Source organism: Pseudoalteromonas sp. SR41-8, assembly GCF_014163915.1.
GTDB classification, from domain to species: domain Bacteria; phylum Pseudomonadota; class Gammaproteobacteria; order Enterobacterales; family Alteromonadaceae; genus Pseudoalteromonas; species Pseudoalteromonas rhizosphaerae.
Genome location: NZ_JACJEE010000031.1, coordinates 29,810 through 52,290, shown reverse-complemented (window position 1 = coordinate 52,290; position 22,481 = coordinate 29,810). Strand labels below are relative to the sequence as shown.

The 22,481-nt window shown below is 40.8% G+C and carries 17 protein-coding genes and 8 tRNA genes; 4 read left to right on the top strand and 21 right to left on the bottom strand.

What is annotated here, in order from left to right:
* Positions 1 to 422 precede the first annotated feature (422 nt).
* The gene (locus tag H5162_RS17305; RefSeq protein ID WP_149983426.1) at positions 423 to 1,844 is read left to right on the top strand and encodes a sodium:alanine symporter family protein; all 1,422 of its coding nucleotides are present in this window, start codon (positions 423 to 425) and stop codon (positions 1,842 to 1,844) included.
* Between the two features lie 931 nt (positions 1,845 to 2,775).
* Here H5162_RS17305 and H5162_RS17300 read toward each other — a convergent pair.
* The 12 genes from H5162_RS17300 to H5162_RS17245 all read right to left on the bottom strand — a co-directional run bounded on the left by H5162_RS17300 (position 2,776) and on the right by H5162_RS17245 (position 8,332).
* Positions 2,776 to 2,862: transfer RNA gene (locus H5162_RS17300), tRNA-Leu, on the bottom strand.
* Positions 2,863 to 2,899: 37 nt separating this feature from the next.
* Positions 2,900 to 2,973 (bottom strand) — tRNA-Cys (locus H5162_RS17295).
* 18 nt (positions 2,974 to 2,991) lie between these two features.
* Positions 2,992 to 3,067 (bottom strand) — tRNA-Gly (locus tag H5162_RS17290).
* A gap of 150 nt (positions 3,068 to 3,217) precedes the next feature.
* Positions 3,218 to 3,304: transfer RNA gene (locus H5162_RS17285), tRNA-Leu, on the bottom strand.
* A gap of 39 nt (positions 3,305 to 3,343) precedes the next feature.
* A tRNA-Gly gene (locus H5162_RS17280) sits at positions 3,344 to 3,419 on the bottom strand.
* A 66-nt stretch (positions 3,420 to 3,485) separates the two neighbouring features.
* Positions 3,486 to 3,572: transfer RNA gene (locus H5162_RS17275), tRNA-Leu, on the bottom strand.
* A gap of 36 nt (positions 3,573 to 3,608) precedes the next feature.
* Positions 3,609 to 3,682 (bottom strand) — tRNA-Cys (locus H5162_RS17270).
* 26 nt (positions 3,683 to 3,708) lie between these two features.
* Positions 3,709 to 3,784 (bottom strand) — tRNA-Gly (locus H5162_RS17265).
* Positions 3,785 to 4,000: 216 nt separating this feature from the next.
* Positions 4,001 to 4,546: a CDP-diacylglycerol--glycerol-3-phosphate 3-phosphatidyltransferase gene (gene pgsA, locus H5162_RS17260; protein ID WP_145242294.1), complete on the bottom strand. Its 546-nt coding sequence runs from the start codon at positions 4,544 to 4,546 to the stop codon at positions 4,001 to 4,003.
* A 42-nt stretch (positions 4,547 to 4,588) separates the two neighbouring features.
* Positions 4,589 to 6,412 carry an excinuclease ABC subunit UvrC gene (gene uvrC, locus H5162_RS17255; RefSeq protein ID WP_182779121.1) on the bottom strand — a complete coding sequence of 608 codons (1,824 nt, stop codon included), beginning with the start codon at positions 6,410 to 6,412 and terminating at the stop codon, positions 4,589 to 4,591.
* Between the two features lie 9 nt (positions 6,413 to 6,421).
* The gene (gene uvrY / locus H5162_RS17250; RefSeq protein ID WP_016707677.1) at positions 6,422 to 7,072 is read right to left on the bottom strand and encodes a UvrY/SirA/GacA family response regulator transcription factor; all 651 of its coding nucleotides are present in this window, start codon (positions 7,070 to 7,072) and stop codon (positions 6,422 to 6,424) included.
* 108 nt (positions 7,073 to 7,180) lie between these two features.
* Positions 7,181 to 8,332: a dicarboxylate/amino acid:cation symporter gene (locus H5162_RS17245; protein ID WP_182779119.1), complete on the bottom strand. Its 1,152-nt coding sequence runs from the start codon at positions 8,330 to 8,332 to the stop codon at positions 7,181 to 7,183.
* Positions 8,333 to 8,755: 423 nt separating this feature from the next.
* On the opposite strand from H5162_RS17245, the gene cysK reads away from it, so the two are divergent.
* Positions 8,756 to 9,724, top strand: coding sequence for a cysteine synthase A (gene cysK / locus H5162_RS17240; protein WP_145242300.1), 969 nt, complete (start codon positions 8,756 to 8,758; stop codon positions 9,722 to 9,724).
* A 187-nt stretch (positions 9,725 to 9,911) separates the two neighbouring features.
* On the top strand, positions 9,912 to 10,307 hold the full coding sequence (locus H5162_RS17235; protein ID WP_392352533.1) for a hypothetical protein: 396 nt from the start codon (positions 9,912 to 9,914) through the stop codon (positions 10,305 to 10,307).
* Between the two features lie 68 nt (positions 10,308 to 10,375).
* Here the strand turns inward: H5162_RS17235 and H5162_RS17230 are convergent, their stop codons facing one another.
* Positions 10,376 to 12,652 carry an acyl-CoA dehydrogenase gene (locus H5162_RS17230; protein ID WP_182735607.1) on the bottom strand — a complete coding sequence of 759 codons (2,277 nt, stop codon included), beginning with the start codon at positions 12,650 to 12,652 and terminating at the stop codon, positions 10,376 to 10,378.
* A gap of 180 nt (positions 12,653 to 12,832) precedes the next feature.
* On the opposite strand from H5162_RS17230, the gene H5162_RS17225 reads away from it, so the two are divergent.
* Positions 12,833 to 14,677 (top strand): M2 family metallopeptidase, encoded by a 1,845-nt coding sequence (locus H5162_RS17225; RefSeq protein WP_182779117.1) that lies wholly within the window; start codon positions 12,833 to 12,835, stop codon positions 14,675 to 14,677.
* Positions 14,678 to 14,763: 86 nt separating this feature from the next.
* Here H5162_RS17225 and H5162_RS17220 read toward each other — a convergent pair whose 3' ends face one another.
* The 8 genes from H5162_RS17220 to nagX all read right to left on the bottom strand — a co-directional run bounded on the left by H5162_RS17220 (position 14,764) and on the right by nagX (position 22,439).
* The gene (locus H5162_RS17220; RefSeq protein ID WP_182779114.1) at positions 14,764 to 15,558 is read right to left on the bottom strand and encodes a putative porin; all 795 of its coding nucleotides are present in this window, start codon (positions 15,556 to 15,558) and stop codon (positions 14,764 to 14,766) included.
* 216 nt (positions 15,559 to 15,774) lie between these two features.
* Positions 15,775 to 16,149 carry a PH domain-containing protein gene (locus tag H5162_RS17215; RefSeq protein ID WP_145242310.1) on the bottom strand — a complete coding sequence of 125 codons (375 nt, stop codon included), beginning with the start codon at positions 16,147 to 16,149 and terminating at the stop codon, positions 15,775 to 15,777.
* Entirely contained in the window at positions 16,149 to 17,063 is a 915-nt protein-coding gene (locus tag H5162_RS17210) for an ABC transporter ATP-binding protein (RefSeq protein WP_145242312.1), read from the bottom strand. Before H5162_RS17210 ends, H5162_RS17215 begins: the two co-directional genes overlap by 1 nt.
* Positions 17,060 to 17,878 (bottom strand): ABC transporter permease subunit, encoded by an 819-nt coding sequence (locus tag H5162_RS17205; RefSeq protein WP_145242314.1) that lies wholly within the window; start codon positions 17,876 to 17,878, stop codon positions 17,060 to 17,062. Before H5162_RS17205 ends, H5162_RS17210 begins: the two co-directional genes overlap by 4 nt.
* Positions 17,879 to 18,001: 123 nt before the next feature.
* A complete protein-coding gene (locus H5162_RS17200) occupies positions 18,002 to 19,183 on the bottom strand; it encodes a cystathionine beta-lyase (protein WP_145242376.1) in 1,182 nt (393 codons plus the stop codon).
* A gap of 45 nt (positions 19,184 to 19,228) precedes the next feature.
* Complete coding sequence (nudC, locus tag H5162_RS17195; protein ID WP_145242315.1) at positions 19,229 to 20,152, bottom strand: NAD(+) diphosphatase; 924 nt, start codon at positions 20,150 to 20,152, stop codon at positions 19,229 to 19,231.
* 133 nt (positions 20,153 to 20,285) lie between these two features.
* Positions 20,286 to 21,080: a glucosamine-6-phosphate deaminase gene (gene nagB / locus H5162_RS17190; protein ID WP_145242317.1), complete on the bottom strand. Its 795-nt coding sequence runs from the start codon at positions 21,078 to 21,080 to the stop codon at positions 20,286 to 20,288.
* Positions 21,081 to 21,296: 216 nt separating this feature from the next.
* Positions 21,297 to 22,439, bottom strand: a complete 1,143-nt coding sequence (nagX, locus tag H5162_RS17185) for a transmembrane glucosamine N-acetyltransferase NagX (protein ID WP_145242319.1) — start codon at positions 22,437 to 22,439, stop codon at positions 21,297 to 21,299.
* Positions 22,440 to 22,481: the final 42 nt, after the last annotated feature.

The following is a 22,481-nucleotide window of genomic DNA, read 5'->3' as shown; positions in this document are numbered from 1 at the left end:
TACGAGTGCCCACACAGATGATTGCTTTATATTGTTAAAGAACGTTGCGGTTAAAGTTAAACTTTATCTCGCTAGGGCTGCGCATATTACGCTTTCCTATTTTTTTGTCAACACTTAATTTTAAAATTTCTTAAAATCTAAACTCAAGTTTTACTCGACTAACTGATTAACTCTCGCCTCGCTAAGCGTTGCTGTCTGCCGTCTCAGTGGGGTCGCATTATAGGGCGCGGCGAATTTTACGCAAGCGTTTTTATCATTAAATTCGCATTTATTTCATACCCTCAAGATACCCAAAAGAAACTTACACCTTACCCACAGAAGCCTGTGGATAACCTCGTTTTTTTCATCGTTTCACTAAACTATCTGCTTTGCTTATGGTAAGTTGCCCGCTGTTTTTTAAACTCGTTCATTAGGCATATAACATGATAGATATAATAAATAGTATTAGTGGGCTGCTTTGGGGTCATATTCTCGTCTACCTATTAATAGCGGCAGGACTCTTTTTTACTATTAAACTCAAGTTTATTCAATTTGTTCAATTCCCCCACATGATTAAAGTCATGTTCAATTCTCGTCAGTGTGATAAAAACGGTATTTCATCTTTTCAAGCTTTTTGTACTTCCTTAGCCGCACGTGTTGGTACCGGAAATATGGCTGGTGTTGCTGTTGCACTGTATTTAGGTGGTGCTGGGGCTATTTTCTGGATGTGGCTAATTGCCTTAATAGGTATGGCAACGAGTTTTGCAGAAAGTACTTTGGCTCAAGCTTATAAGATTCGTGATGAACATGGTAATTTCAGAGGAGGCCCTGCTTATTATATGGAATATGGTTTGGGTAAACGTTGGATGGGGGTGGTTTTCTCACTCTGTTTGATATTGGCATTTGGCCTAGTATTCAATGCAGTGCAATCTAACTCTATAGCCGCTGCATTTAAAGTCGCTTTTGATATTCCAAACTATGTTGTTGGTTTAGTACTAGTCGTTGGCTCTGGCATTATTATATTTGGTGGCCTGAAAACTATTTCTCGCTTTGCAGAGTTGGTTGTACCATTTATGGCATTAGCTTACTTACTTGTAGCTTTATATGTGTGCGCTATTAATGCAGAGCAATTACCGACTGTATTTATGCGTATTATTAATAGTGCCTTTGGAATTGAGCAAGCGGGTGCCGGTGCGATTGGTTATGGCGTTATGCAAGCAATGATCCAAGGAATAAAGCGCGGCTTATTCTCAAATGAAGCAGGTATGGGTAGCGCAGCAAATGCGGCAGCGACTGCGACGCCAAATCCGCCCCACCCTGCCTCACAAGGTTATGTGCAAATGCTTGGTGTATTTATTGATACGGTTGTTATATGTAGTGCAACAGCCGCGCTGATTTTGCTCTCTGATCAATTAGTAGCTGACTCAGGTGTAACTGGTATTGCATTAACTCAGGCTGCTCTTGAAGAACATGTTGGAAGCTGGGGCACAATCTTTGTTGCGATTGCTATATTATTCTTTGCTTTTACCTCAATTGTTGCTAACTATTCATACGCAGAAACTAATCTATTATTCTTAGAGCATAATCATGAGCATGGTATGTTGATCTTTAGACTTATAGTATTAGGTATGGTGATGTTTGGCTCTGTGAGTGAACTGGGGTTGATCTGGACCTTAGCTGATATTTCGATGGGCCTCATGGCAATCGTGAATGTTATTGCACTGTTTATGTTATCAGGCGTGGTGATCTGGCTTGCGAACGACTACACCACACAGCGCAAAGCTGGCAAATTACCAACATTTGATCCAACCAAAAATACTCAGCTTGATCAAACCATCCCGAAAGGGATTTGGCATAAAAAGTAAATAAGCTTATTTACAATCAAAGAGGGAGCCTATGTGCTCCCTTTTTTGATCAAAATAATAATGCCTTAGTAGTTATTCAGATTTGCTATCACAAGCGTCTAATATATTCATCGCTAAAGCGCGGCCCTTATTGAGTGCTTTATAAATCTGGCTACAGCTTCAACAATGCTTCAGCGAAGCGCCACACAGGAATGTTGCTCTGAATCTATTGAGTATGCATGCGGCTGCAATTGGCATAGTGACGCTTTACTGTTCTCAGCATTGGCCATTTATCAAGCGTCACCACAAAAGTAAAGCCTGCTGCTTTTTATACCAATCTGCCAAATTATGTGATCTAATTAGCGCACAGATACTTATCTACTTTTACTGAATTGAACTTAAAAGAATCCAAACAACTTTTAGTTTTATCACGTAAAGAGCCTAATGCAAGAAAACGCATACGCCTGCTTGCTGTTTCATTATTCTTTGAGGGTGGAAACAGAACGAATATTGCTAAGCGGCCAAATACAGCACGCGGCAGTGTCAAAAATGGATTTCAAACTACCTTAACAATTGAGTTGGATACGACAACACTGTCTATCTAATCGTGTATTTAGTGGTTATGAAGAAATAGTCGAACAGGTTTCGCAAGCGTGGAATAAATTCATCTCCGTCCCTGATACGGTTAAAATTATATGCTCTAGAGATTGGATCAAATTTACTTAATCTTTATGCAGATTGGTATTAGTGTTAGTTAAGCTAATTTCTCTGGCATCAATCAACAAAGTGATTTGCGTATATTTTGGTATTAAGATTGTCCGTACGCGCTATGGATAAAAGTTAAACGCATACAAAAGCTATAAGGTGAAAGTTTAATTTAATAGATAGATAAGCAATTTTGGGTGTGTTTTTTTACGCTGTAGGTATAAATGAAGTAATAGTGAAGATAAAGTGGTGCCCGAGGCCGGACTTGAACCGGCACGACTTGTTAGTCGAGGGATTTTAAATCCCTTGTGTCTACCAATTCCACCACTCGGGCATCGAGTTTGCTAATTAAAGCGTGTGGAGTAATTATTTGGAGGCGGAACCCGGAGTCGAACCGGGGTAAACGGATTTGCAATCCGGTGCATGGCCACTCTGCCATTCCGCCTAAATGTAACAAATAATTTGGAGCGGCACACGAGGCTCGAACTCGTGACCTCGACCTTGGCAAGGTCGCGCTCTACCAACTGAGCTAGTGCCGCATAAAACTTTGTCAGTAATTTGTACGTTGGTGCGCGACTATGTCGCGGTAAACGTTCTGGCAACTGAGCTAGTGCCGCATAATTAGATATAATTCTTTGTAAGAAATATTTTTTATCGCCCTTAAATTACCTTGGTTGAGTAATTTAAAGTGGTGCCCGAGGCCGGACTTGAACCGGCACGACTTGTTAGTCGAGGGATTTTAAATCCCTTGTGTCTACCAATTCCACCACTCGGGCATCGAGTTTGCTATTTAAAGCAAGTGGATAAAGCTAATATGGAGCGGCACACGAGGCTCGAACTCGTGACCTCGACCTTGGCAAGGTCGCGCTCTACCAACTGAGCTAGTGCCGCATCATATTAATTCTAATTACTACATTTTTAAAAGTTACATTTGGTATATGCAACTAAACCACAAAGTGGTGCCCGAGGCCGGACTTGAACCGGCACGACTTGTTAGTCGAGGGATTTTAAATCCCTTGTGTCTACCAATTCCACCACTCGGGCATCGAGTTTGCTAATTAAAGCTTGTGGAGTGTTGATTGGAGGCGGAACCCGGAGTCGAACCGGGGTAAACGGATTTGCAATCCGGTGCATGGCCACTCTGCCATTCCGCCTCAATACTGGGTAACCTTTGATAAACTGGAGCGGCACACGAGGCTCGAACTCGTGACCTCGACCTTGGCAAGGTCGCGCTCTACCAACTGAGCTAGTGCCGCATAACGCATGTAAGTATTAATATGTTTCATCGCAACCTTGTCGCGGTAAAACATTCTAGCAACTTAACCAGTGTCACTTTGTTTATCTAGGGGGCTATGCCCTCTCAACACGGACGCATTCTACAGAGATTATTAAACGCGTCAATACAAAAAATGCTAGTTTTGAACTGTTTGATTATTTTTTATCTAAAACGGTGCGTTATTATACGTTTAGAGTCAATTTTTAGTCAATTCAGACCACGCTGCTATCAAATATTGCAGCATAGAAGTAACCGTTAAGAAGGTCGCAATGTAAAGTAAGCCATAACTTAAGTACATCATCCAACTATCGTATTGCCAAATGAGTCCAATAATAGCTAACATTTGCGCAGCAGTTTTAAACTTACCCATATTTGATACAGCTACATTACCACGCTTGCCTTGCTCTGCCATCCATTCTCGAAGTGCTGAGATAACAATTTCTCTGCTTATTATGATTAAAGCAGGAATAGTCATATACATTGATTGATAATAACTAGCTAAAGCAACCAATGCTGTACACACCATCACTTTGTCAGCAACAGGATCTAAGAATGCACCAAATGGCGTAGACTGCTCAAGCTTGCGCGCTAGATAGCCATCAAGAATATCAGTGATCGATGCAAGCCAGAAAATAAAAGCTGCAGCAAAGAAAGCCCATGAATAAGGCAGATAAAATACCACCAAAAAAATGGGGATAAGAAAAAGTCTAAATGTTGTGAGTGTGTTTGGAATATTCCACATAACTACTTGGGGATGTCTTTTTTTCTATATTCGCACGAAGGGCTAGCCCTTGTCATGCAAATGGTTAAATATCTTCTCAGCCATGTCAGAGCTGATCCCGGGTACTTGCTTTAATTGATCTATATTAGCAGCTTTTACTCCCTGCATGCCCCCTAAAAATTTTAATAATGTTTGGCGTCGTACCGAGCCGATACCACCTATCTCTTCTAATAGTGATTGAGTGCGTTGTTTTTGCCGCTTATTACGGTGCCCTGCAATAGCAAAGCGATGTGATTCATCGCGAATATGTTGGATCAAATGTAGCGCTGGTGCGTCTGAATCCATTGGAATTGTTTTCCGACCACCATCAATTAATAGTGTTTCAAGGCCTGGCCTACGACTGGTGCCTTTTGCCACACCGACTAACAGCGGCATTTTTGCATGTGGCCAATTAGCAAAATACTGCTCGGCACGAGAAAGTTGTCCTTTACCACCGTCGATAAAAATCACATCAGGAATTTTATCTTCGTCAACCAACTTGTTGTAACGCTTGTTTAACGCAAACTCCATTGCAGCATAATCATCACCTCCGGTGATCCCTGTGACATTAAAGCGTCGATATTCTTTATTATTCGGTCCTTGCGAATCAAACACCACACAACTGGCAACTGTGTTTTCTCCCATTGTATGGCTGATATCAAAACATTCCATACGATTAATATCATCAAGCCCTAACGTCGCTTTAAGTTGTGCGTAACGCTTATTAATCGAATCCTGAGTGCTTTGCTTCACGGTAATACTATTAAGCGCATTCTTATTAGCGAGCTGTAAGTATTGCGCACGCTCACCGCGTGTAACTGTTTTTAAAGCTACTTTGCGTTCACTCACTTGGCTTAATGCTTCACTGAGTACATCAATTTCATCAAGTGCAAATGGCAAAATAACTTCTTTAGCAATTCGCCCTGTTGCACCTGGCGCTAAATAATATTGCCCAAGAAATGAAGCCAGTATTTCTTGTGGCTGTGAATCTTTCGGTACTTTTGGAAAGTACGTTTTGCTACCGAGTACTTTATGATCGCGGATCATCAACAAATGAATGCCATTGAGGCCATTTAAATGAGCAAAACCCACAACATCCATTTCGGCATAATTACCTGATATCGATTGTTGCTCTTGCATTTTACGCAGTAGCATTATTTGATCGCGTACTTTAGCCGCTAGTTCAAATTGTAAAGCGTGGCTCGCAGCTTCCATTTTAGAGATCAACGCTGCGATGACTTCATGAGATTTGCCAGTCAAAAATTTACGTACAAAATCAACTTGCTGATTGTATTCATCGTCACTCACTTCATTCACGCAGGGTGCAGAACAACGTTTTAGCTGAAATTGCAAACAAGGTCGGCTGCGAACGCGATAATACGCATCTTCACATTGACGAACAGGAAATATTTTCTGCATTAACCGCAAACTTTCAGAGACAGCCCCAGCGCTTGGAAATGGCCCAAAATACTCGCCTTTTACTTTGCGGCTACCGCGATGAAATGCAAGTCTTGGATGTTTGTGAGCAGTTAATAAAATATACGGATAGGATTTATCATCACGCAGTAAAATATTGTAACGTGGCTGATATTTTTTTATTAAGTTATTTTCAAGCAGTAAAGCTTCGGTTTCAGTATTGGTTAAAGTGATGTCAATATCACTAATGTTACTGACTAAAGCGCGAGTCTTGCCATCCGTGACATTGCTACGAAAATAGCTACTAACACGTTTTTTAAGGTTTTTAGCTTTACCAACATAAATAACTTTGTCATCACTATCAAGCATCCGATAAACGCCGGGTTCGCTTGATAGTGTTTTTAAGAAATGGGCGTGATCAAATTCTGCCATGGGGCAACACTAGTGGGCGCTGTCGATGTCGATCATCTTATGACGAATAGCCAAATGAGTTAATTCAACATCACCACCCACATTCAGCTTTTCAAACATTCTATAGCGATAGCTGTTCACTGTTTTAGAACTTAAATTAAGGCGTTCGGCAATGTCTTGTACTTTTTCACCTTTAGTGATCATTAACATGATCTGTAATTCACGTTCAGATAAACTCTGAAATGGACTTTCATCAGTACGACCCGTCACTTGCGCAAGGGCAATTTGTTGAGCTATTTCTGGTGCAATATAGCGTTGCCCTGCATTTACTGCGCGAATTGCATTAACCATTTCATCAGAGCCCGCCCCTTTGGTTAAGTAACCATGAGCGCCAATTTGCATCACTTTACTTGGGAATGGGTCTTCACAATGTACTGTTAGTACAATAATTTTCACATCAGGGCAATAGCGACAAATTTTCTTGGTCGCTTCTAATCCGCCAATACCTGGCATATTCATGTCCATTAGCACAATATCAGGAGAATGCTGACGGCAAAATTGTACCGCTTCTTCACCTGTTTTAGCTTCACCAATTACTTTAAACCCACGAACATCATCTAAAATACGTTTGATACCCGTTCGTACGAGCTCATGGTCATCAACTAAAAGTACATTAATCAATGGGACACCCTCATATAACCTAACAGCACGTCAATATGACAATTTAATTGGTCACACTAACACAGAAAATCTGAAACGATAACTCAATTATCGTTTCAGATAACTAATTTAAGATGGCGTTTTTTCACTGAAGCGGTCAACCCACAAAGCAATTACACCATCACCGGTAACATTACAGGCTGTACCAAAACTATCCTGAGCCAAATAAAGCGCTATCATTAACGCCACAGCACCTTCATTGAAACCGAGCATACTGGTTAACAAACCCAGCGCAGACATGACGGCTCCGCCCGGAGCACCCGGTGCGGCAATCATTACCACACCTAGCATCATAATAAACGGCAACATCCCAAATAATGATGGTACATCCATGTTTGGTGATAAAAACATCACCGCCATCGCGCAAGTTACGATAGTGATCGTTGAGCCAGATAGATGAATAGTCGCACACAAAGGTACAGTAAAGTTAGCAACATCTTCTTTTACATTATTTGCTTTGCTTGAGCGTAAAGACACTGGAATAGTCGCAGCACTAGACATAGTGCCTAAGGCTGTAAAGTAAGCTGGGAGCATATTTTTAATTAATTCAACTGGGTTGCGTTTTAATAAGATACCCGTACCGATATAAAGAATACTTAACCATACCCAATGCATGATTAATGCAGCAATCAACACCACACCAAACGTTTGTAAGGTATCAACAACAGTGCCTGCAACTGTCATCTCAGCAAACACACCTGCAATATAAAACGGTAATGCTGGGATAATAACTTTTGCTAGCAAACCATCAATCACATCGCGGCCCTGATCCGATACTTTTTTCAAGGTCTCTAGCTCTAATTGGCTCATACCGATACCAAACACAAACGCTGTCGCAAGCGCAGTCATAACACCCATCAATGGTGGGATCTCTAAATCAATAAAACTTGCCACTTCGGTGGCTATTTCAGCTTCGAAGGTTAAACCGCCATCAAATAACGGAATAATTGCACTAACAACCATCACTGCTAATGTGCCTGCAATAATGGTCGAACCGTAGGCGAAACCAACGGTTTTACCTAACAGATGGCCTGAGCCTTTTGGTAAACCAGCAATACCTGATGCTATAAAAAATAAAATAATTAGTGGAATAGTAAAAGTGATCAGTTGGCCAATTATTTCTTTTACCGTGTAAAGGAGTTCAACTCCCGTTAGTGGAACATATAAACCCACTAAAATACCGGCCAATATACCGGCAATTAATTTTAAGATTAACGTCATTGTCATCACTTCATAAATTTTGATGGGTGAGGTTTTAGCATGTTTTTAATTATATGTATCATAAAACCGCTCAACAACAGCCTGTTTGCACAAAATACAATCACTTTTAGCGTTAAACGCCCGTCTAATTTGTTCATTATAATATCTACTAGGCAATTCATTATGATCTAGCGCATATAAATTTTGGTCAGTATTTGTATCCCTAATAATCCTATGTCAGCATACCTGATAGTATTTTTGTTTTAATAACTATACATACAAGCTGTCGCTGTTTTTATTTCATTCAGTTATAAGCCGAATAGATATATCTTATAGCCAAACTTTACTTTAGTTTTTTTAATTCAGCAGTAAAGTGTCACTATTACAGATCGATTTACAATAAAAATCGGTCACGATTGAATAAATTGCACCTAAGGGAACATTATGTCTACTATTTTTGAAGATAACTCACTCAGTATTGGTAACACACCGTTAGTAAAACTAAACCGTGTAACGACAGGTAATGTTTTTGCTAAAATAGAATCTCGTAATCCTAGCTTTAGCATTAAATGCCGTATTGGTGCATCAATGATCTGGGAAGCTGAAAAATCAGGTGAGCTGACTAAAGATAAAGAGCTGATTGAACCAACTTCAGGTAACACAGGTATCGCTTTGGCGTTTGTTGCGGCCTCGCGTGGATACAAACTTACGCTTACAATGCCAAACACCATGAGTCTTGAACGTCGTAAGTTACTAAAAGCATTAGGTGCTAATTTAGTCTTAACAGATGGTGCTAAAGGTATGAATGGTGCGATCGCTAAGGCAAAGGAAATTCAAGCATCAGCCCCTGAAAAGTTTATTTTATTACAACAATTCGAAAACCCTGCAAACCCTAAAATTCACTTTGAAACAACAGGCCCAGAAATCTTTAATGCATTAGATGGAAAAGTTGATTTCTTTGTGGCTGGTGTGGGTACTGGAGGTACAATTACTGGTGTCAGCCGTTATTTGAAACTTGAAAAAGGCCTTAATGTAAAGTCAATCGCTGTTGAACCAACTAATTCGCCAGTGATCAGCCAAACACTCGCGGGTGAAGAAATTAAACCTGGGCCACATAAAATTCAAGGTATTGGCGCAGGCTTTATTCCTGGTAATTTAGACCTATCAATGATCGATGGTGTAGAGCAAGTGTCTAATGAAGAATGTATAGCAATGGCTCATGAGCTGATGAAAAAAGAAGGTATATTAGTTGGTATTTCATCTGGCGCTGCGGTTGTTGCAGCAAAGCGCATTGCGGAGTTACCTGAAAATGCAGGTAAAAATGTCGTAGTAATTTTACCTAGTGCAACTGAGCGTTATTTATCAAGCCCACTTTTTGCTGAAGAGTTTTCAGAGCAAGAGCTGGTTCAATAAGTTTAAATAGCTTTTGAAAAAGGATGCAAACTGCATCCTTTTTTATTATTTATTGCATTCACATCACTAATTCTTACCGTAAACTTTACATCTGTCGCATTTCGTCACACACTAAATCATCACTAATAAATCTATTTATCTAATGAAATCATTTATAACTCTTTGCACTGCTACATTTTTACTGCTAATGAGCGGCTGTGGAAATGAAGATTCACCAAAAGGTGAAAAAAATACTCCAGGAAATAGCGCTGCACTATTTTTTGATACGCTTTATAACGAAAACGACCTAAGCAAAGCCAGTACTATGGCCACACCTAAAATGGCGCGGATCATGAACTCTTACGGCACCTCAAAACAATTTGCCCGCAATTTAGTCAACATGCAATACGATGATGTAGTAATTGAAGTTGATATGACTAATATGAGTTTAAGAGAACAATATGGCGATACAGCCAATATCAACCTTATTTTCACAGGCCACTTCAATGGGAATAAAGTTGATGATATGCGCAGCGTAAAAATGGTGCGTAAAAAAGGCAATTGGTACGTTGATAAAATAAATGCCGATCCATTTGCACGCTAACGCTTTATATTAAATATTTAGACCGCTTAACAAGCCTTGCTCGCAGCAAGGCTTGTTAGTTTTCGCTATTACAGTTCACCTGGCTGATAATTATCTACCGCAATAGCCTGTTTGCGTAGGTTATTTGCAGCATGTAGCTTTTCGCCTTGCTCATCAGTTATTAACTGTTTTTCAAGCGCACTGTCGATTGCAGTTGCTATATTAGCATTACGGTTAAGTGTGCCGTCACGTTGCCATTTCTTCAATCGTTTGAAGGCGGCGCTGGTATCATGCATCGCTATAAATGCATTCTCCATCACACCAGTACCCGCTTTATCATCCACATAACATAAATGAGTTAAGCGGTTTCTAAATACCCCTGGTTGCGTCATATGCTCACAAATTGTTTGTGCAAGTTCATCACTTGGGCGCTGGTAATGATTACCAAGCGGAAATACAATACGTTTTAGGATGAAGTTAATAACCGGGTTTGAAAAGTTTTTGAAAAAACCGTCAAATGCTTGGCCAATTTCAAACAGTGACAATTCAACCGCATATTTTACGAACGGAAGATCAGCTTGTTGACGCCCCTCGTCTTCAAAACGTTTTAATACACAAGATGCTAAGTATAAGTGGCTTAAGACATCCCCTAAACGCGCTGAAATCATCTCTTTACGTTTAAGCTCACCACCAAGTACTAACATTGCCACATCAGTGCTAAAGGCAAGTCCTCGGCTCATACGCCCTAATTGCTTATAATATGAAGCAGTCTCACCACAAACGGGCGATTTTGCAAAATAGCTTCGCGTTAATCCATGTATAAAAGCCATACTCGCATTAGTAGCGGCAAATAAAATATGCTGCAGTAATAATGAATCAAATTCTTTTAACGCGAGATCGTCATCTTCCATTGCTGCGGCTTCCATTTCTTTGAGTACAAATGGGTGGCAACGAGTTGCACCTTGACCGAAGATCATCAGATTACGGGTTAATATATTCGCCCCTTCAACGGTAATTGATACTGGAATGCCCATATAACCGTGCGCTAAATAGTTATTTGGCCCCACTTGGATCCCCTTACCTGAATGAATGTCCATAGCATCATTCATTACCGTGCGGCCCATCTCTGTCATATGATATTTGGCAATCGCAGTCACCACTGATGGGCTTAATTTTAAATCAATGGCTCCGGCAGTCATTAAGCGGCATGATTCAAGACTATAGGTTAGTCCACCAATGCGAGCCAGCGCCTCTTGCACGCCTTCAAACTGCCCGATAGAAACACCAAATTGTTGACGTACCATTGCATAGGCCGATGTCATACGGGCACATAAATGCCCTGTTGCACTGCTCAATGCTGGTAATGAAATACCGCGCCCGGCACTTAAGCACTCAACCAACATCCGCCAACCTCGTCCTGCCCCTTTTTGACCGCCAATGATCCAATCAAGAGGAATAAATACATCTTTACCGTAGGTTGTGCCATTCATAAACGCCATATTCAATGGATAATGGCGCTCACCCGTTTCCACACCAGGGTGATCTGTTGGGATCAGCGCACAGGTTATACCTAGCTCTTTATGTTTACCAAGTAATCCATCGGGATCATACATTTTAAAAGCAAGTCCAAGAACCGTTGCTACGGGTGCAAGCGTAATATAGCGTTTTGACCAATTTAATCGTAAGCCTACAACTTCTTGGCCTTCAAACTCACCCTTACACACTACGCCAGAGTCAGGAATACTGCCAGCATCAGAGCCGGCTTCAGGGCCTGTTAGAGCAAAACACGGCACATCATCCCCCTTCGCAAGTGAAGGTAACCAGCGCTCTTGCTGCTCTTTTGTACCATAATGTAATAGTAATTCCCCAGGGCCTAAGCTGTTGGGCACCATCACGGTCACTGCTGCTGTTAAGCTTTTAGTGGCGATTTTAGCTACAATGGTTGAGTTTGCGATTGCTGAAAACTGGCGTCCGCCAAATTTCTCGGGAATGATCAGCGCAAAGAAACCTTGGGTCTTTAGGTAATCCCATACTTCTTTTGGCAAGTCTTTATCTTTTTGCACAATGTGATAGTCATCAAGCATCGCCAACAGTGTTTCCACTTCATTGTCTAAAAATATTCGCTCTTTTTCGCTCAACTCTGGCTTTGGGTAGCTGTGAAGTAATTGCCAATCAGGATTGCCACTAAATAGTTCTCCATCCCACCACACGTCGCCCGCTTCCATCGCTTCACGCTCAGTTTGCGAAAGCGGCGGTAATACCTTTTTAAACATTTTAAATGTCGGGCGGCTGACGAGATTTAAGCGGATATCTTTAACCGCAAAAATAACTATCACCAACACCAGTAACAAAATAAACACTGACATGGAAACTATCCTTATTAATTAATAAAACAGATTGACTTAATTATGACCGATCCTTTAATAAATACAATGCCACTATAAACTCGCATGGCCTGAGCTTAAGAGTCGGTTATTGATAAACTTTGCCTAACACATAGACGCTGCTATCATCCTACACGATAAATAACAAATATAAGGACCAACATGACTACTCCACATTTTAAGCTCAGTTTGAGCGCAATAATGGTTGCCAGCACATTAGCATTGAGCGGCTGTAACCAAGAAGCCACTAACACAGTAACTCAAGTTGCAAGCCCTGCGCCGGTAACTGCAAAAGACGCGCAAGCCTTTTTAGATACAACAGAGCAAGAGCTCAGTGCTTTATATCTAGAATCAAGTCGCGCGGAATGGATTTACGCTAACTTTATAACGCATGATACATCAGCCCTATCAGCTGAAGTAAATCGTAAAATGACCGAAGCGGTGGTTCGCCTTGCTAACGAAGCTGCACAGTTTGACTCTCTCGAACTTGATTATGACGCACGTCGTAAACTCGACAAATTAAAACTGGCACTGACTTTACCTGCCCCACAAGATGCAGAAAAAACAGCAAAACTATCACAGCTTGTGGCTGAACTTGGCGGTATATATGGTAAAGGTAAATATTGTAAAGACGATGGCAGCTGTTTAAGCCTAGGTGATATGACTGCAACAATGGCCACCAGCCGTGATTACAACGAACTGCTTGATTTATGGCAAGGTTGGCGCCAGGTATCAAAACCAATGCGTCCACTGTATGAACAACAAGTTGTATTAACCAATGAAGGCGCTAAAGAGCTTGGTTATGCAGACACTGGTGCAATGTGGCGTAGTAAGTATGATATGCCAGCAGATGATTTTGCCAAAGAACTTGATCGTATTTGGGGGCAAGTAAAACCATTATATGATTCGCTGCATTGTCATGTTCGTGCCAAGTTAGGTGAAAAATACGGTGAAGACAAAGTACCCCAAGACCAACCTATCCCAGCGCATTTATTAGGTAATATGTGGGCGCAATCATGGGGCAACATTTATGATGTAGTCGCACCTGAAAATGCCGATCCTGGTTATGATGTAACCGCATTATTAGCCGAGCATAACTACGATGAACTTAAAATGGTACGCGGCGCTGAAAAATTTTTCACCTCAATGGGATTTGCACCTTTACCTGACACCTTTTACCAACGTTCGTTATTCACTAAACCTGCCGATCGTGATGTACAGTGCCATGCTTCAGCGTGGAATATAAATAGTAAAGACGATTTACGCATTAAAATGTGTATTCAGCGTACTGGTGAAGAATTCTCAGTTATTCACCATGAGTTAGGTCACAACTTTTATCAACGCGCTTACAATACCCAACCGCTTTATTATCAAGAAAGTGCTAACGACGGTTTCCACGAAGCCATTGGCGATACTATTGCGCTTTCGGTAACACCTGGTTACTTAAAAGAAATTGGTTTATTAGAGCAAGTGCCTGATGAATCGAAAGACATTGGCTTATTAATGAAGATGGCGCTGGATAAAGTTGCCTTTATTCCATTTGGTTTACTTGTGGACCAATGGCGTTGGCAAGTATTTTCAGGTGCAGTAACCCCTGAAAACTACAATAAAGCATGGTGGGAATTACGTGAAAAATACCAAGGTGTAAAAGCACCTATCACACGAAGCGAAGCTGACTTTGACCCAGGTGCAAAATATCATGTGCCAGGTAATACACCTTATACACGTTACTTCTTAGCGCATATTTTACAGTTTGATTTCCACCGTAGTTTATGTGAAATAGCAGGTAACAAAGAAGCCATTCATCGCTGCTCAGTATACAACTCTAAAGAAGCAGGTGAAAAACTCAATGCTATGCTAGAAATGGGTTCAAGCCGCCCTTGGCAAGAAGCATTAGCCACCGTAACAGGTAAACCTGAAATGGATGCAACAGCCCTACTTGATTACTTTGCGCCACTGCAAAAATACCTTGATGAGCAAAATAAAGGCCGACAATGTGGTTGGTAAGTAAACTTAGTTAAATAACAAAAATGCAAAAGCCCGCTCAATTGAGCGGGCTTTTTTAGTATTGCAGTACTAGTATTACAGTTTGATTAGAACTGTAAGCTTACATTTGCAAAGTAAGCGTCATAACCAGAATCATCCCAGTTATTACCGTAACCCGCTTTTAAGCCAACATTTTTGTTGAAGAAATGTTGAGCACCAAAAGTGTAATCATCGCTTTTGTTAAATGTAACAAACGCTGATGTTGCTTTGGTGAAATAGTAGTTTGAACCAAGTTCCCATGAGCTACCTGCATCATCAGTATCTGAAACAGTACCTTCAACAGTTAGGTAGTTACCTTGCTTAAGATCCATGAAGTATTTAGCGTTCACAGCGCGGTAATCAAACTCATCGCCTGATGTTAAAGTGAAGCCGATGTAATCTGTGCTGTTTAACTGGTGGTTATATGCTAAATCAAACATAAACACATTATCAGCATCTTCAACATCAATAAACGTTGCTTTTAATAATAAATTTGGATTAAAAAAGTAACCTGCTGATACATTAATTTCATCTGTGCTTGAACCGAAATCGCTGTCATGGTTGCTGTATTTAGCACCAACAACGAAATTTTCAACAAAGTACTCACCACCGATAGTTGTTACATCGCTAAAGTCATTATCAATGTATGAACCATATACGTTGGTTTGCTTGTTAATATACTCAAATTGATCGTAAGGACCTAATGTTGCTTTTGGTGAGAAGTAATATTTTGAATCAACACTAACTGTGTCGTTGCCATCGATATCCATATATCCTAAATGGCTGATTGACTGATAGTTATCCGCAGCAGTCGCGGCACTAGAAAGAAGAATACTCGAAATAATAACTGCTAATTTTTTCATAAAAAGATTTCCCTATTTTACATTGTTTTATTGCTACAAGGTTTAACGTTTAACCGGTTGGTTAAGACGGGGCACATCCTAACGCGAGTAAACTGAATTGAAACTTAACTAAGTGCTTGTATTTTATTATAAAAATGTAAGTGAATGTAAGGAAGTGTAAAAAAAAGGTAGCGAATAGGAATGTTAATCGCTACCGTTTTAAAAGCTCAATTATGATCAAAGCGCGTACTGGCTGATTATCCGGTACACATCATTGATATTATCACCCGATTTAAAGTCTTTGCTGATCGGTGTTGGATCAGAGCCAACCCAAATTTTTAATTCAGCATCTAAATCAAAATGACCTGCACTTTCTTTACTAAACTTAGTAATTTTTGAATAAGCAATACTGATCATCTCTATTTTTGAGCCAGTGACCCCCTGCTTATCCAACAAAATTAAACGTTTGTTAGTAAAAATAAACATGTCACGTACCACTTTATAGGCCTTTTCAACTTGTTCACCTTCAATCAGTGTATTTGCCAATACTTTTTCTAAATCATTGTCATCAATTTCACTGGCATTACCCATTAAACCACTTAATAAACCCATTATATTTGCTCCTGTTTAAATATTTGATTTTCTAATGTATGGCCGTTTACCAATTGGCGATACCGCCAACCTTGCTGATAACAATGTTGCAGTATGGTGATATCAAATGGTGTCGCCGTTTTTTGGTACTCGATAACATATTCTTTAGCTTGGCTCATATACACTTTAGACACTTCTGCTAAAGCTTGTATTTTCTCTTCAACATCCGGGTAATGCTCGCTCAATAACAATGTAATAAATCCAGACTCTAGTTCGCTATTATCACTGTGCGTTGGATGCTCTGTGAGCTTACCTTTATCAAGGTGCAGTACATGTGAACATAAGCGTTCTAGTTCAGTTAAATCATGCGAACTTAAAATAAAGGTAGCCTCACTGCTAAGATTCGCAACCACTTCGCGTACTTCGCGAGCATGAATAGGATCAAGCCCAGCGGTTGCTTCATCCAGCATGACTATTTGTGGTTTCCCGATCAGCGCTTGACCTATGGTGACACGTTTACGCATTCCATGTGATAAATCATCAGAACGCTGTTTAGCAACGTCAGCTAGTCCGACTAACTCAAGTACGCGGATCGCTTCTGCTTGGCTTTGCTTATTTGACAGCCCTTGTAGCTGGCCATAAAACGCCAGTTGGTGAGCGATACTAAAGCGCGGATCAAGTTGAGCATCTTGCGGTAACGCACTGAGCTTGCCAAACAATTCACTACTGCCTGGATTATGTCCAATAATATTGAGCGTGCCTTTTGTTGGTAAAATATAACCGCATAACAAACTAAACAAGGTGGTTTTGCCTGCACCATTTGGCCCAACCAGTGCTACTGGCGCACCTTGCTGTATCTCAAAACTTACCTGATCAAGGGCCAATTTATTACCATACTGCTTAGTTAAACCTGTTGCGTGTATTAGTGTGCTCATAGAGAACTCCTTGCAAAAATACGCTGAGCAATCGCTAGCATCACGGTAGTTTGTATTAACGGAATGCCAATGCTATTAAATATTCCTGCGTTTTGTCCTGCCATTTGATCAAGTTGTACGCCAGGGAAAACATAATCAAGCATTGCCAAAACGGGTATTTGCCAGCTTAAAATACTGACCACAATATTTCCGCCAGCAAAAAATAATACGGCAAGCACTACAGTTAAACGCGCTGAGCGTGCAAAAGTATTTAACAACGTCATTAGTGCTATAAAGGGCAAAACAGCAATTAATAAATAACAGAACAAAATAAAGCTACGACTTATGCCACTGACTAATAATGCTGGATCTCTAAATACCATAACCGCAACTGAAGCTACCAAGGTAACAAGTAGTAATGCTGCTAAAATAAATACCTGTCCTAAAAAGCGGCCAAATAACATTTCATTACGGGTAGCTCTAAGAGATAAAAAGCGTAGTGTTCCTCGTTGTTTATCACCAACAAGTTGGTCGCTACATAAAAACAAGCAAAAGCTGGGAAAGCTATACAATGCAATTAACCAATACATAGCTAATTCAGCTTCAGGCCAATCGAGTAATTTACTCAGCCCAATAGCGCCAAACACTTGTTGTGCTAAATCGGCTATTTGGGGCGAACTAATTAAGCTGACAGCTTGACCTATCGGATAACGTAAAATCAATAACCAACAAATCGAAAATGCGGCAACAGCAAGTAAGCCGCGCTTGGTCAAAAATAATCTCACTAGTTCAAACTGGGCAATCTTTAATAATCGCTGAGGGTGGAGTTGCGTCACAGATATTCCTTATTAATCTATATACAGCTTACACTAAGGGCAAACGTGTTGAATTACTAGCAAAAAAAAGCCCGTATTAATACGAGCTTTGTAACAAATAATGTAATCTTATTGATCCGCAGGCTACAAATTCTGTTGGTATATGTCGAGTGCTTGGCTTAAATCAGCAATCAAATCGTCCACATCTTCAAGGCCTATATGTAAGCGGATCACTGGTCCTTGCGTCCAACCAGTTGCTGAGCGTAAACCTTTCATAGTTAAGTTGGCAGTCACTAAACTCTCGAAGCCGCCCCACGAGAAGCCCATTTTAAAATGCTCTAAACTATCTAAAAAAGCATCAATCGCGCTTTGGTTACCTTGTTTCATAACAAAAGAAAACAAGCCATTACTACCATCAAAATCACGCTTAAAAAACTCATGACCCGGACACGTTGCAAATGCCGGGTGACGAATATGGTCAACCAACGGATGCTGCTCTAACCAAGTAGCGACTTCGATCGCGGCTTTTTCATGCTGATTTAAACGTACCGCCATAGTGCGCAGGCCTCTTAACGCTAAATAAGCGTCATCAGCCGACGTACATTGACCAAGTAAATATGAATTTTCTCGAAGTGTCGGCCAGTATTTTTTATTGGCCACTGCCACCCCCATCATCACGTCCGAATGACCCACAATGTATTTAGTTGCCGCTTGAATACTAATATCCACCCCGTGTTCAAGTGGGCGATAATGCAAGCCATTACCATAGGTGTTATCAAGCATGGTCATTACCCCATGCTCATTGGCAACTGCAACCATGGCTGGTACATCTTGAATTTCCATGGTGATAGAACCTGGCGACTCTAAAAACAGCACTTTGGTGTTGTCTTTGATCAGCGCTTTAATATCTGCCCCAATTGTTGGTGGATAATAAGTCGTCTCAACGCCAAAGCCAGCTAAAATTTTATCGCAAAAATCACGCGTTGGTTCATAGGCATTATCTACCATTAAGATATGATCGCCCGCTTTCAAAAAAGCCAATAGTGTGCTGCTAATGGCCGCTGCACCACATGGATAAAGCGCACATCCCTCACCACCTTCAAGCTCAGTGATCGCTTCTTGTAATGCAAAATGTGTAGTAGTACCACGACGACCATAAAAAAGTGTTTTATCGCCACGTTTTTTTGCCGCTTCTTTAAGCTCTGCCACTGAATCAAAAACAACTGTCGATGCACGTTGCACTACGGGGTTAACCACCCCATGAGTATATGCTTTTTTACGTCCGGTACTTACTAACAGCGTATTTTTATTGCTTTTTGTCGTCATCATTAATCCTTAAAATATTTCGTTAGAACATACTCTGCACTATGCTTAATCTTGCAAATTACACCAATAGTCGATTAAATAGCGCGAAATAGAATCAGCTCTTGGTAGCTTTAAATGCTCCCCCTTTTCGTGCCAATTGCCAAATTGAGCGAGCTCTTCACGGCTAAACCACTGCGCATCGTCTAGTTCGTCCTTATCAACCTGGATATTTTCTGTAACAGCTTCAGCGGTAAAGCCCAGCATAATCGATGATGGAAATGGCCACGGCTGCGAGGCAATATACTTAACATTTTCAACCACAATGCCCGCTTCTTCCATCACTTCACGCGCCACCGCTTGCTCTAAGCTTTCGCCCGGATCAACAAAACCAGCTAAAGACGAATACATACCTGGTGCCCATATTGCTTGGCGACCAAGTAAACAGCGTTCAACACCATCAGCAAATGTACGAGTAACCACCATGATCACGGCCGGATCAGTTCGCGGAAACGTTTGGTGTTTACACCCATCATTACTACATAAACGTGAATGACCAGCTTCAACAAGCTCGTTTTCGCTGCCACAACGTCCACAAAAACGATGAGTTGCATGCCAGTAACACAAACCTCGTGCCAGTGCAGCCATTGAGCCTTGCGCGATTTCCACTTGCACCCCAAAGCGGCGAATATCAACAAACTCAGCGTCACCTATCAGCTGACTTAAGACGGCTTCGTCTAGCTTGCTTACATCAAGTGCGAAATGACTGGTTTGCTGCTCATCTAAACCTAAAAAAATCGCTTCGTTTAATGCTAAGTGACTCACATCACTAAAGCTTAAAAAAGTCACAGCAATATTATTTATATCAAATAAAGTGTGATTGTTATTCACCAATAACCAACGGCTTTGCTCATTTATTTGTGCTGCCACCCATTGTTGCTCTTTACGTAGGTTTGATGCACGGTTTAAAGGCATCTGGCTGTAATTAAGCATGCTTATCCTTTTTACTATTTAGATGGCTAAAACTACCATAACACTTACTTAAACCCAATTATTACTCACTGACAAATAGGCAAAAAAAAAGCCCTTACGGACTTTTTTAAACACACAATAAATTCTGTCGTAATTACAATGTAGCTAAATGAGCCTGTAATTTTTGATTTTCAGCTTCAATATGCTGATAAAATTCTAAATCGGCTAATTTACTTGCCGCCGCTTTATCAATTACAATCACTGCATCTTGATGAAGCTGTAGTGCCGACGCTGGACATGCAGCCATCAGTGGCCCTTCAATCATAGCGCGTACCGCATCCGCTTTATTTTCACCCGTTGCAAGTAATACGACTTTTTTCGCCTCTAAAATCGTACCAATTCCCATCGTAATTGATAACTGTGGCTGATATTCATCAGCAGCAAAAAAACGGGCATTATCATCTACCGTTGCTTTTGTGAGTGTTTTTACGCGAGTACGTGAACGCAGACCTGATGAAGGCTCATTAAAGCCGATGTGACCATTACGTCCGATGCCTAATAACTGTACATCAACACCGCCTGCTGCAACTATTTTGTCTTCGTATTCTTTGCATGCTGTAATTGGGTTTAGGGCATCCCCTGGCGGTACAAAGGTATTATCTTTGTTTATATCAATATGGCTAAACAATTGCTCATTCATAAAGTGGCGGTAACTTTGTGGATGATCGCCCGTTAAACCTAAGTATTCATCTAAATTAAACGTTGTTGCTTGTGAAAATGAAATCTCACCCGCTTTATTTTTAGCGATTAATTCTTGATATAACGCAACTGGCGTAGAGCCCGTTGCTAAACCGAGCACTGACGTTGGTTTTTTTTGTAATTGTGTTGCGAAAATATTTGCGCCATATGCTGCTACGGCTGCTGCATCATTTAAAATTACTATTTGCATATTAATTTGCTCAGTTATTAAATTAGTTGATGAAAAAATGGGATCTAAGTCCCAACCCCATGTGCAATCGGATTGGGCCTTAGATCAAACCAAACAGGGATACACTATTTGGTCAATACCATTATGACAACGCTGTCATTATTACCATTCAATTTTAGTTTGTAAAGTAAAAGTGAATAAAAATTTACCTTTTTTACTGTGCTGTACATTAGCCAGCTAAACACTGACAAATATTTTGCGCTTATACATCCAATGTAATAAAAGCATTTGCACCAGCAAAAGCGCAACCACGCCAATCAGTGGCTGCCAATCGGTAGCTGCTGCTGCAATAAAGCCACCAAACACGCTATGGCTTATAAACTCCCAATTCACTAAGCTTGATGCCAAATAAATAATGATTGAGTTAGCACCAATAATCACAAACGGATAAGCTAATTTTTGGCCATTGAGAATATCAACCACTGCATAAAACACAGCCAGTAATATTGCGCTCCACCCGACTGTGACTAAAACAAATGAACTGGTCCATAATTCTTTATTAACTGGAAACTGTAAATCCCAAAGCCAACCTAAGCAAACACTCACAACACCTGCAACAAATAATATGCCTGCTGTTTGCCACTCGCCAACCTTACTTGCTCTGGCGATTAGTTGTCCTGCAAATACCCCAAACATGGCATTCACAATAGCTGGTAGACTCGATAACACGCCCTCGGGGTCGACGGCTCTATTTTGATAACTAATACCGGGTAAAAAATGCGAATCAAACCATGCATTCCAACTCCCCTGTGCACTTAAATCACCAGCGTTACCACCTGGTACAGGAATAAAACACATCAAGATCCAATACCCTAGCAGGAGAGCGATTGCTGTAAAGAGCTGTGTGCGAATACTGGTATGCCACACTAGCATTGCACAGAAAAACCATGCAATCGCTATTCGACCAAGTACACTCGCATAGCGTATTTCATCGAAGGCAAGCGGAATACCTGTGCCCCAACCATGGTTATACATCACCCCTAACCCGCACAATAGCAATAACCGCTTTAATGCTTTAGCATAAAAAACTTTTCGCTCTTGCCATGGCAGGTGATCGATGCGTTTTGGTGCTAAGCCCATCGCCACACCTGATAAAAAGATAAATAACGGAAAAATCAAATCGTAAAATGTAAATCCATGCCATGCACTGTGTAGCGTATGCGCTTCAAATACCTGCCAACCAGTCCAACCGGTTAAAACAAATAAAGCGGCAAAAATAGATTGCCCACCTAAAATCCAAAACATATCCATGCCACGTAAAGCATCAAGAGATGCTAAGCGCTTTTTACTCGGCTTTGTGTCTGTATGTGCTGTTGTCATTATTTTTACTCTTAAATAAAAAGCCCCGCGATACAACTGCGG

Excerpts from the sequence above, each read along its gene's own strand:
- H5162_RS17305 (WP_149983426.1), top strand. The coding sequence starts at position 423 with ATGATAGATATAATAAATAGTATTAGTGGGCTGCTTTGGGGTCATATT.
- pgsA (WP_145242294.1), bottom strand. The coding sequence starts at position 4,546 with ATGTGGAATATTCCAAACACACTCACAACATTTAGACTTTTTCTTATC.
- uvrC (WP_182779121.1), bottom strand. The coding sequence starts at position 6,412 with ATGGCAGAATTTGATCACGCCCATTTCTTAAAAACACTATCAAGCGAA.
- H5162_RS17245 (WP_182779119.1), bottom strand. The coding sequence starts at position 8,332 with ATGACGTTAATCTTAAAATTAATTGCCGGTATATTGGCCGGTATTTTA.
- cysK (WP_145242300.1), top strand. The coding sequence starts at position 8,756 with ATGTCTACTATTTTTGAAGATAACTCACTCAGTATTGGTAACACACCG.
- H5162_RS17235 (WP_392352533.1), top strand. The coding sequence starts at position 9,912 with ATGAGCGGCTGTGGAAATGAAGATTCACCAAAAGGTGAAAAAAATACT.
- H5162_RS17230 (WP_182735607.1), bottom strand. The coding sequence starts at position 12,652 with ATGTCAGTGTTTATTTTGTTACTGGTGTTGGTGATAGTTATTTTTGCG.
- H5162_RS17225 (WP_182779117.1), top strand. The coding sequence starts at position 12,833 with ATGACTACTCCACATTTTAAGCTCAGTTTGAGCGCAATAATGGTTGCC.
- H5162_RS17220 (WP_182779114.1), bottom strand. The coding sequence starts at position 15,558 with ATGAAAAAATTAGCAGTTATTATTTCGAGTATTCTTCTTTCTAGTGCC.
- H5162_RS17215 (WP_145242310.1), bottom strand. The coding sequence starts at position 16,149 with ATGGGTTTATTAAGTGGTTTAATGGGTAATGCCAGTGAAATTGATGAC.
- H5162_RS17210 (WP_145242312.1), bottom strand. The coding sequence starts at position 17,063 with ATGAGCACACTAATACACGCAACAGGTTTAACTAAGCAGTATGGTAAT.
- H5162_RS17200 (WP_145242376.1), bottom strand. The coding sequence starts at position 19,183 with ATGACGACAAAAAGCAATAAAAATACGCTGTTAGTAAGTACCGGACGT.
- nudC (WP_145242315.1), bottom strand. The coding sequence starts at position 20,152 with ATGCTTAATTACAGCCAGATGCCTTTAAACCGTGCATCAAACCTACGT.
- nagB (WP_145242317.1), bottom strand. The coding sequence starts at position 21,080 with ATGCAAATAGTAATTTTAAATGATGCAGCAGCCGTAGCAGCATATGGC.
- nagX (WP_145242319.1), bottom strand. The coding sequence starts at position 22,439 with ATGACAACAGCACATACAGACACAAAGCCGAGTAAAAAGCGCTTAGCA.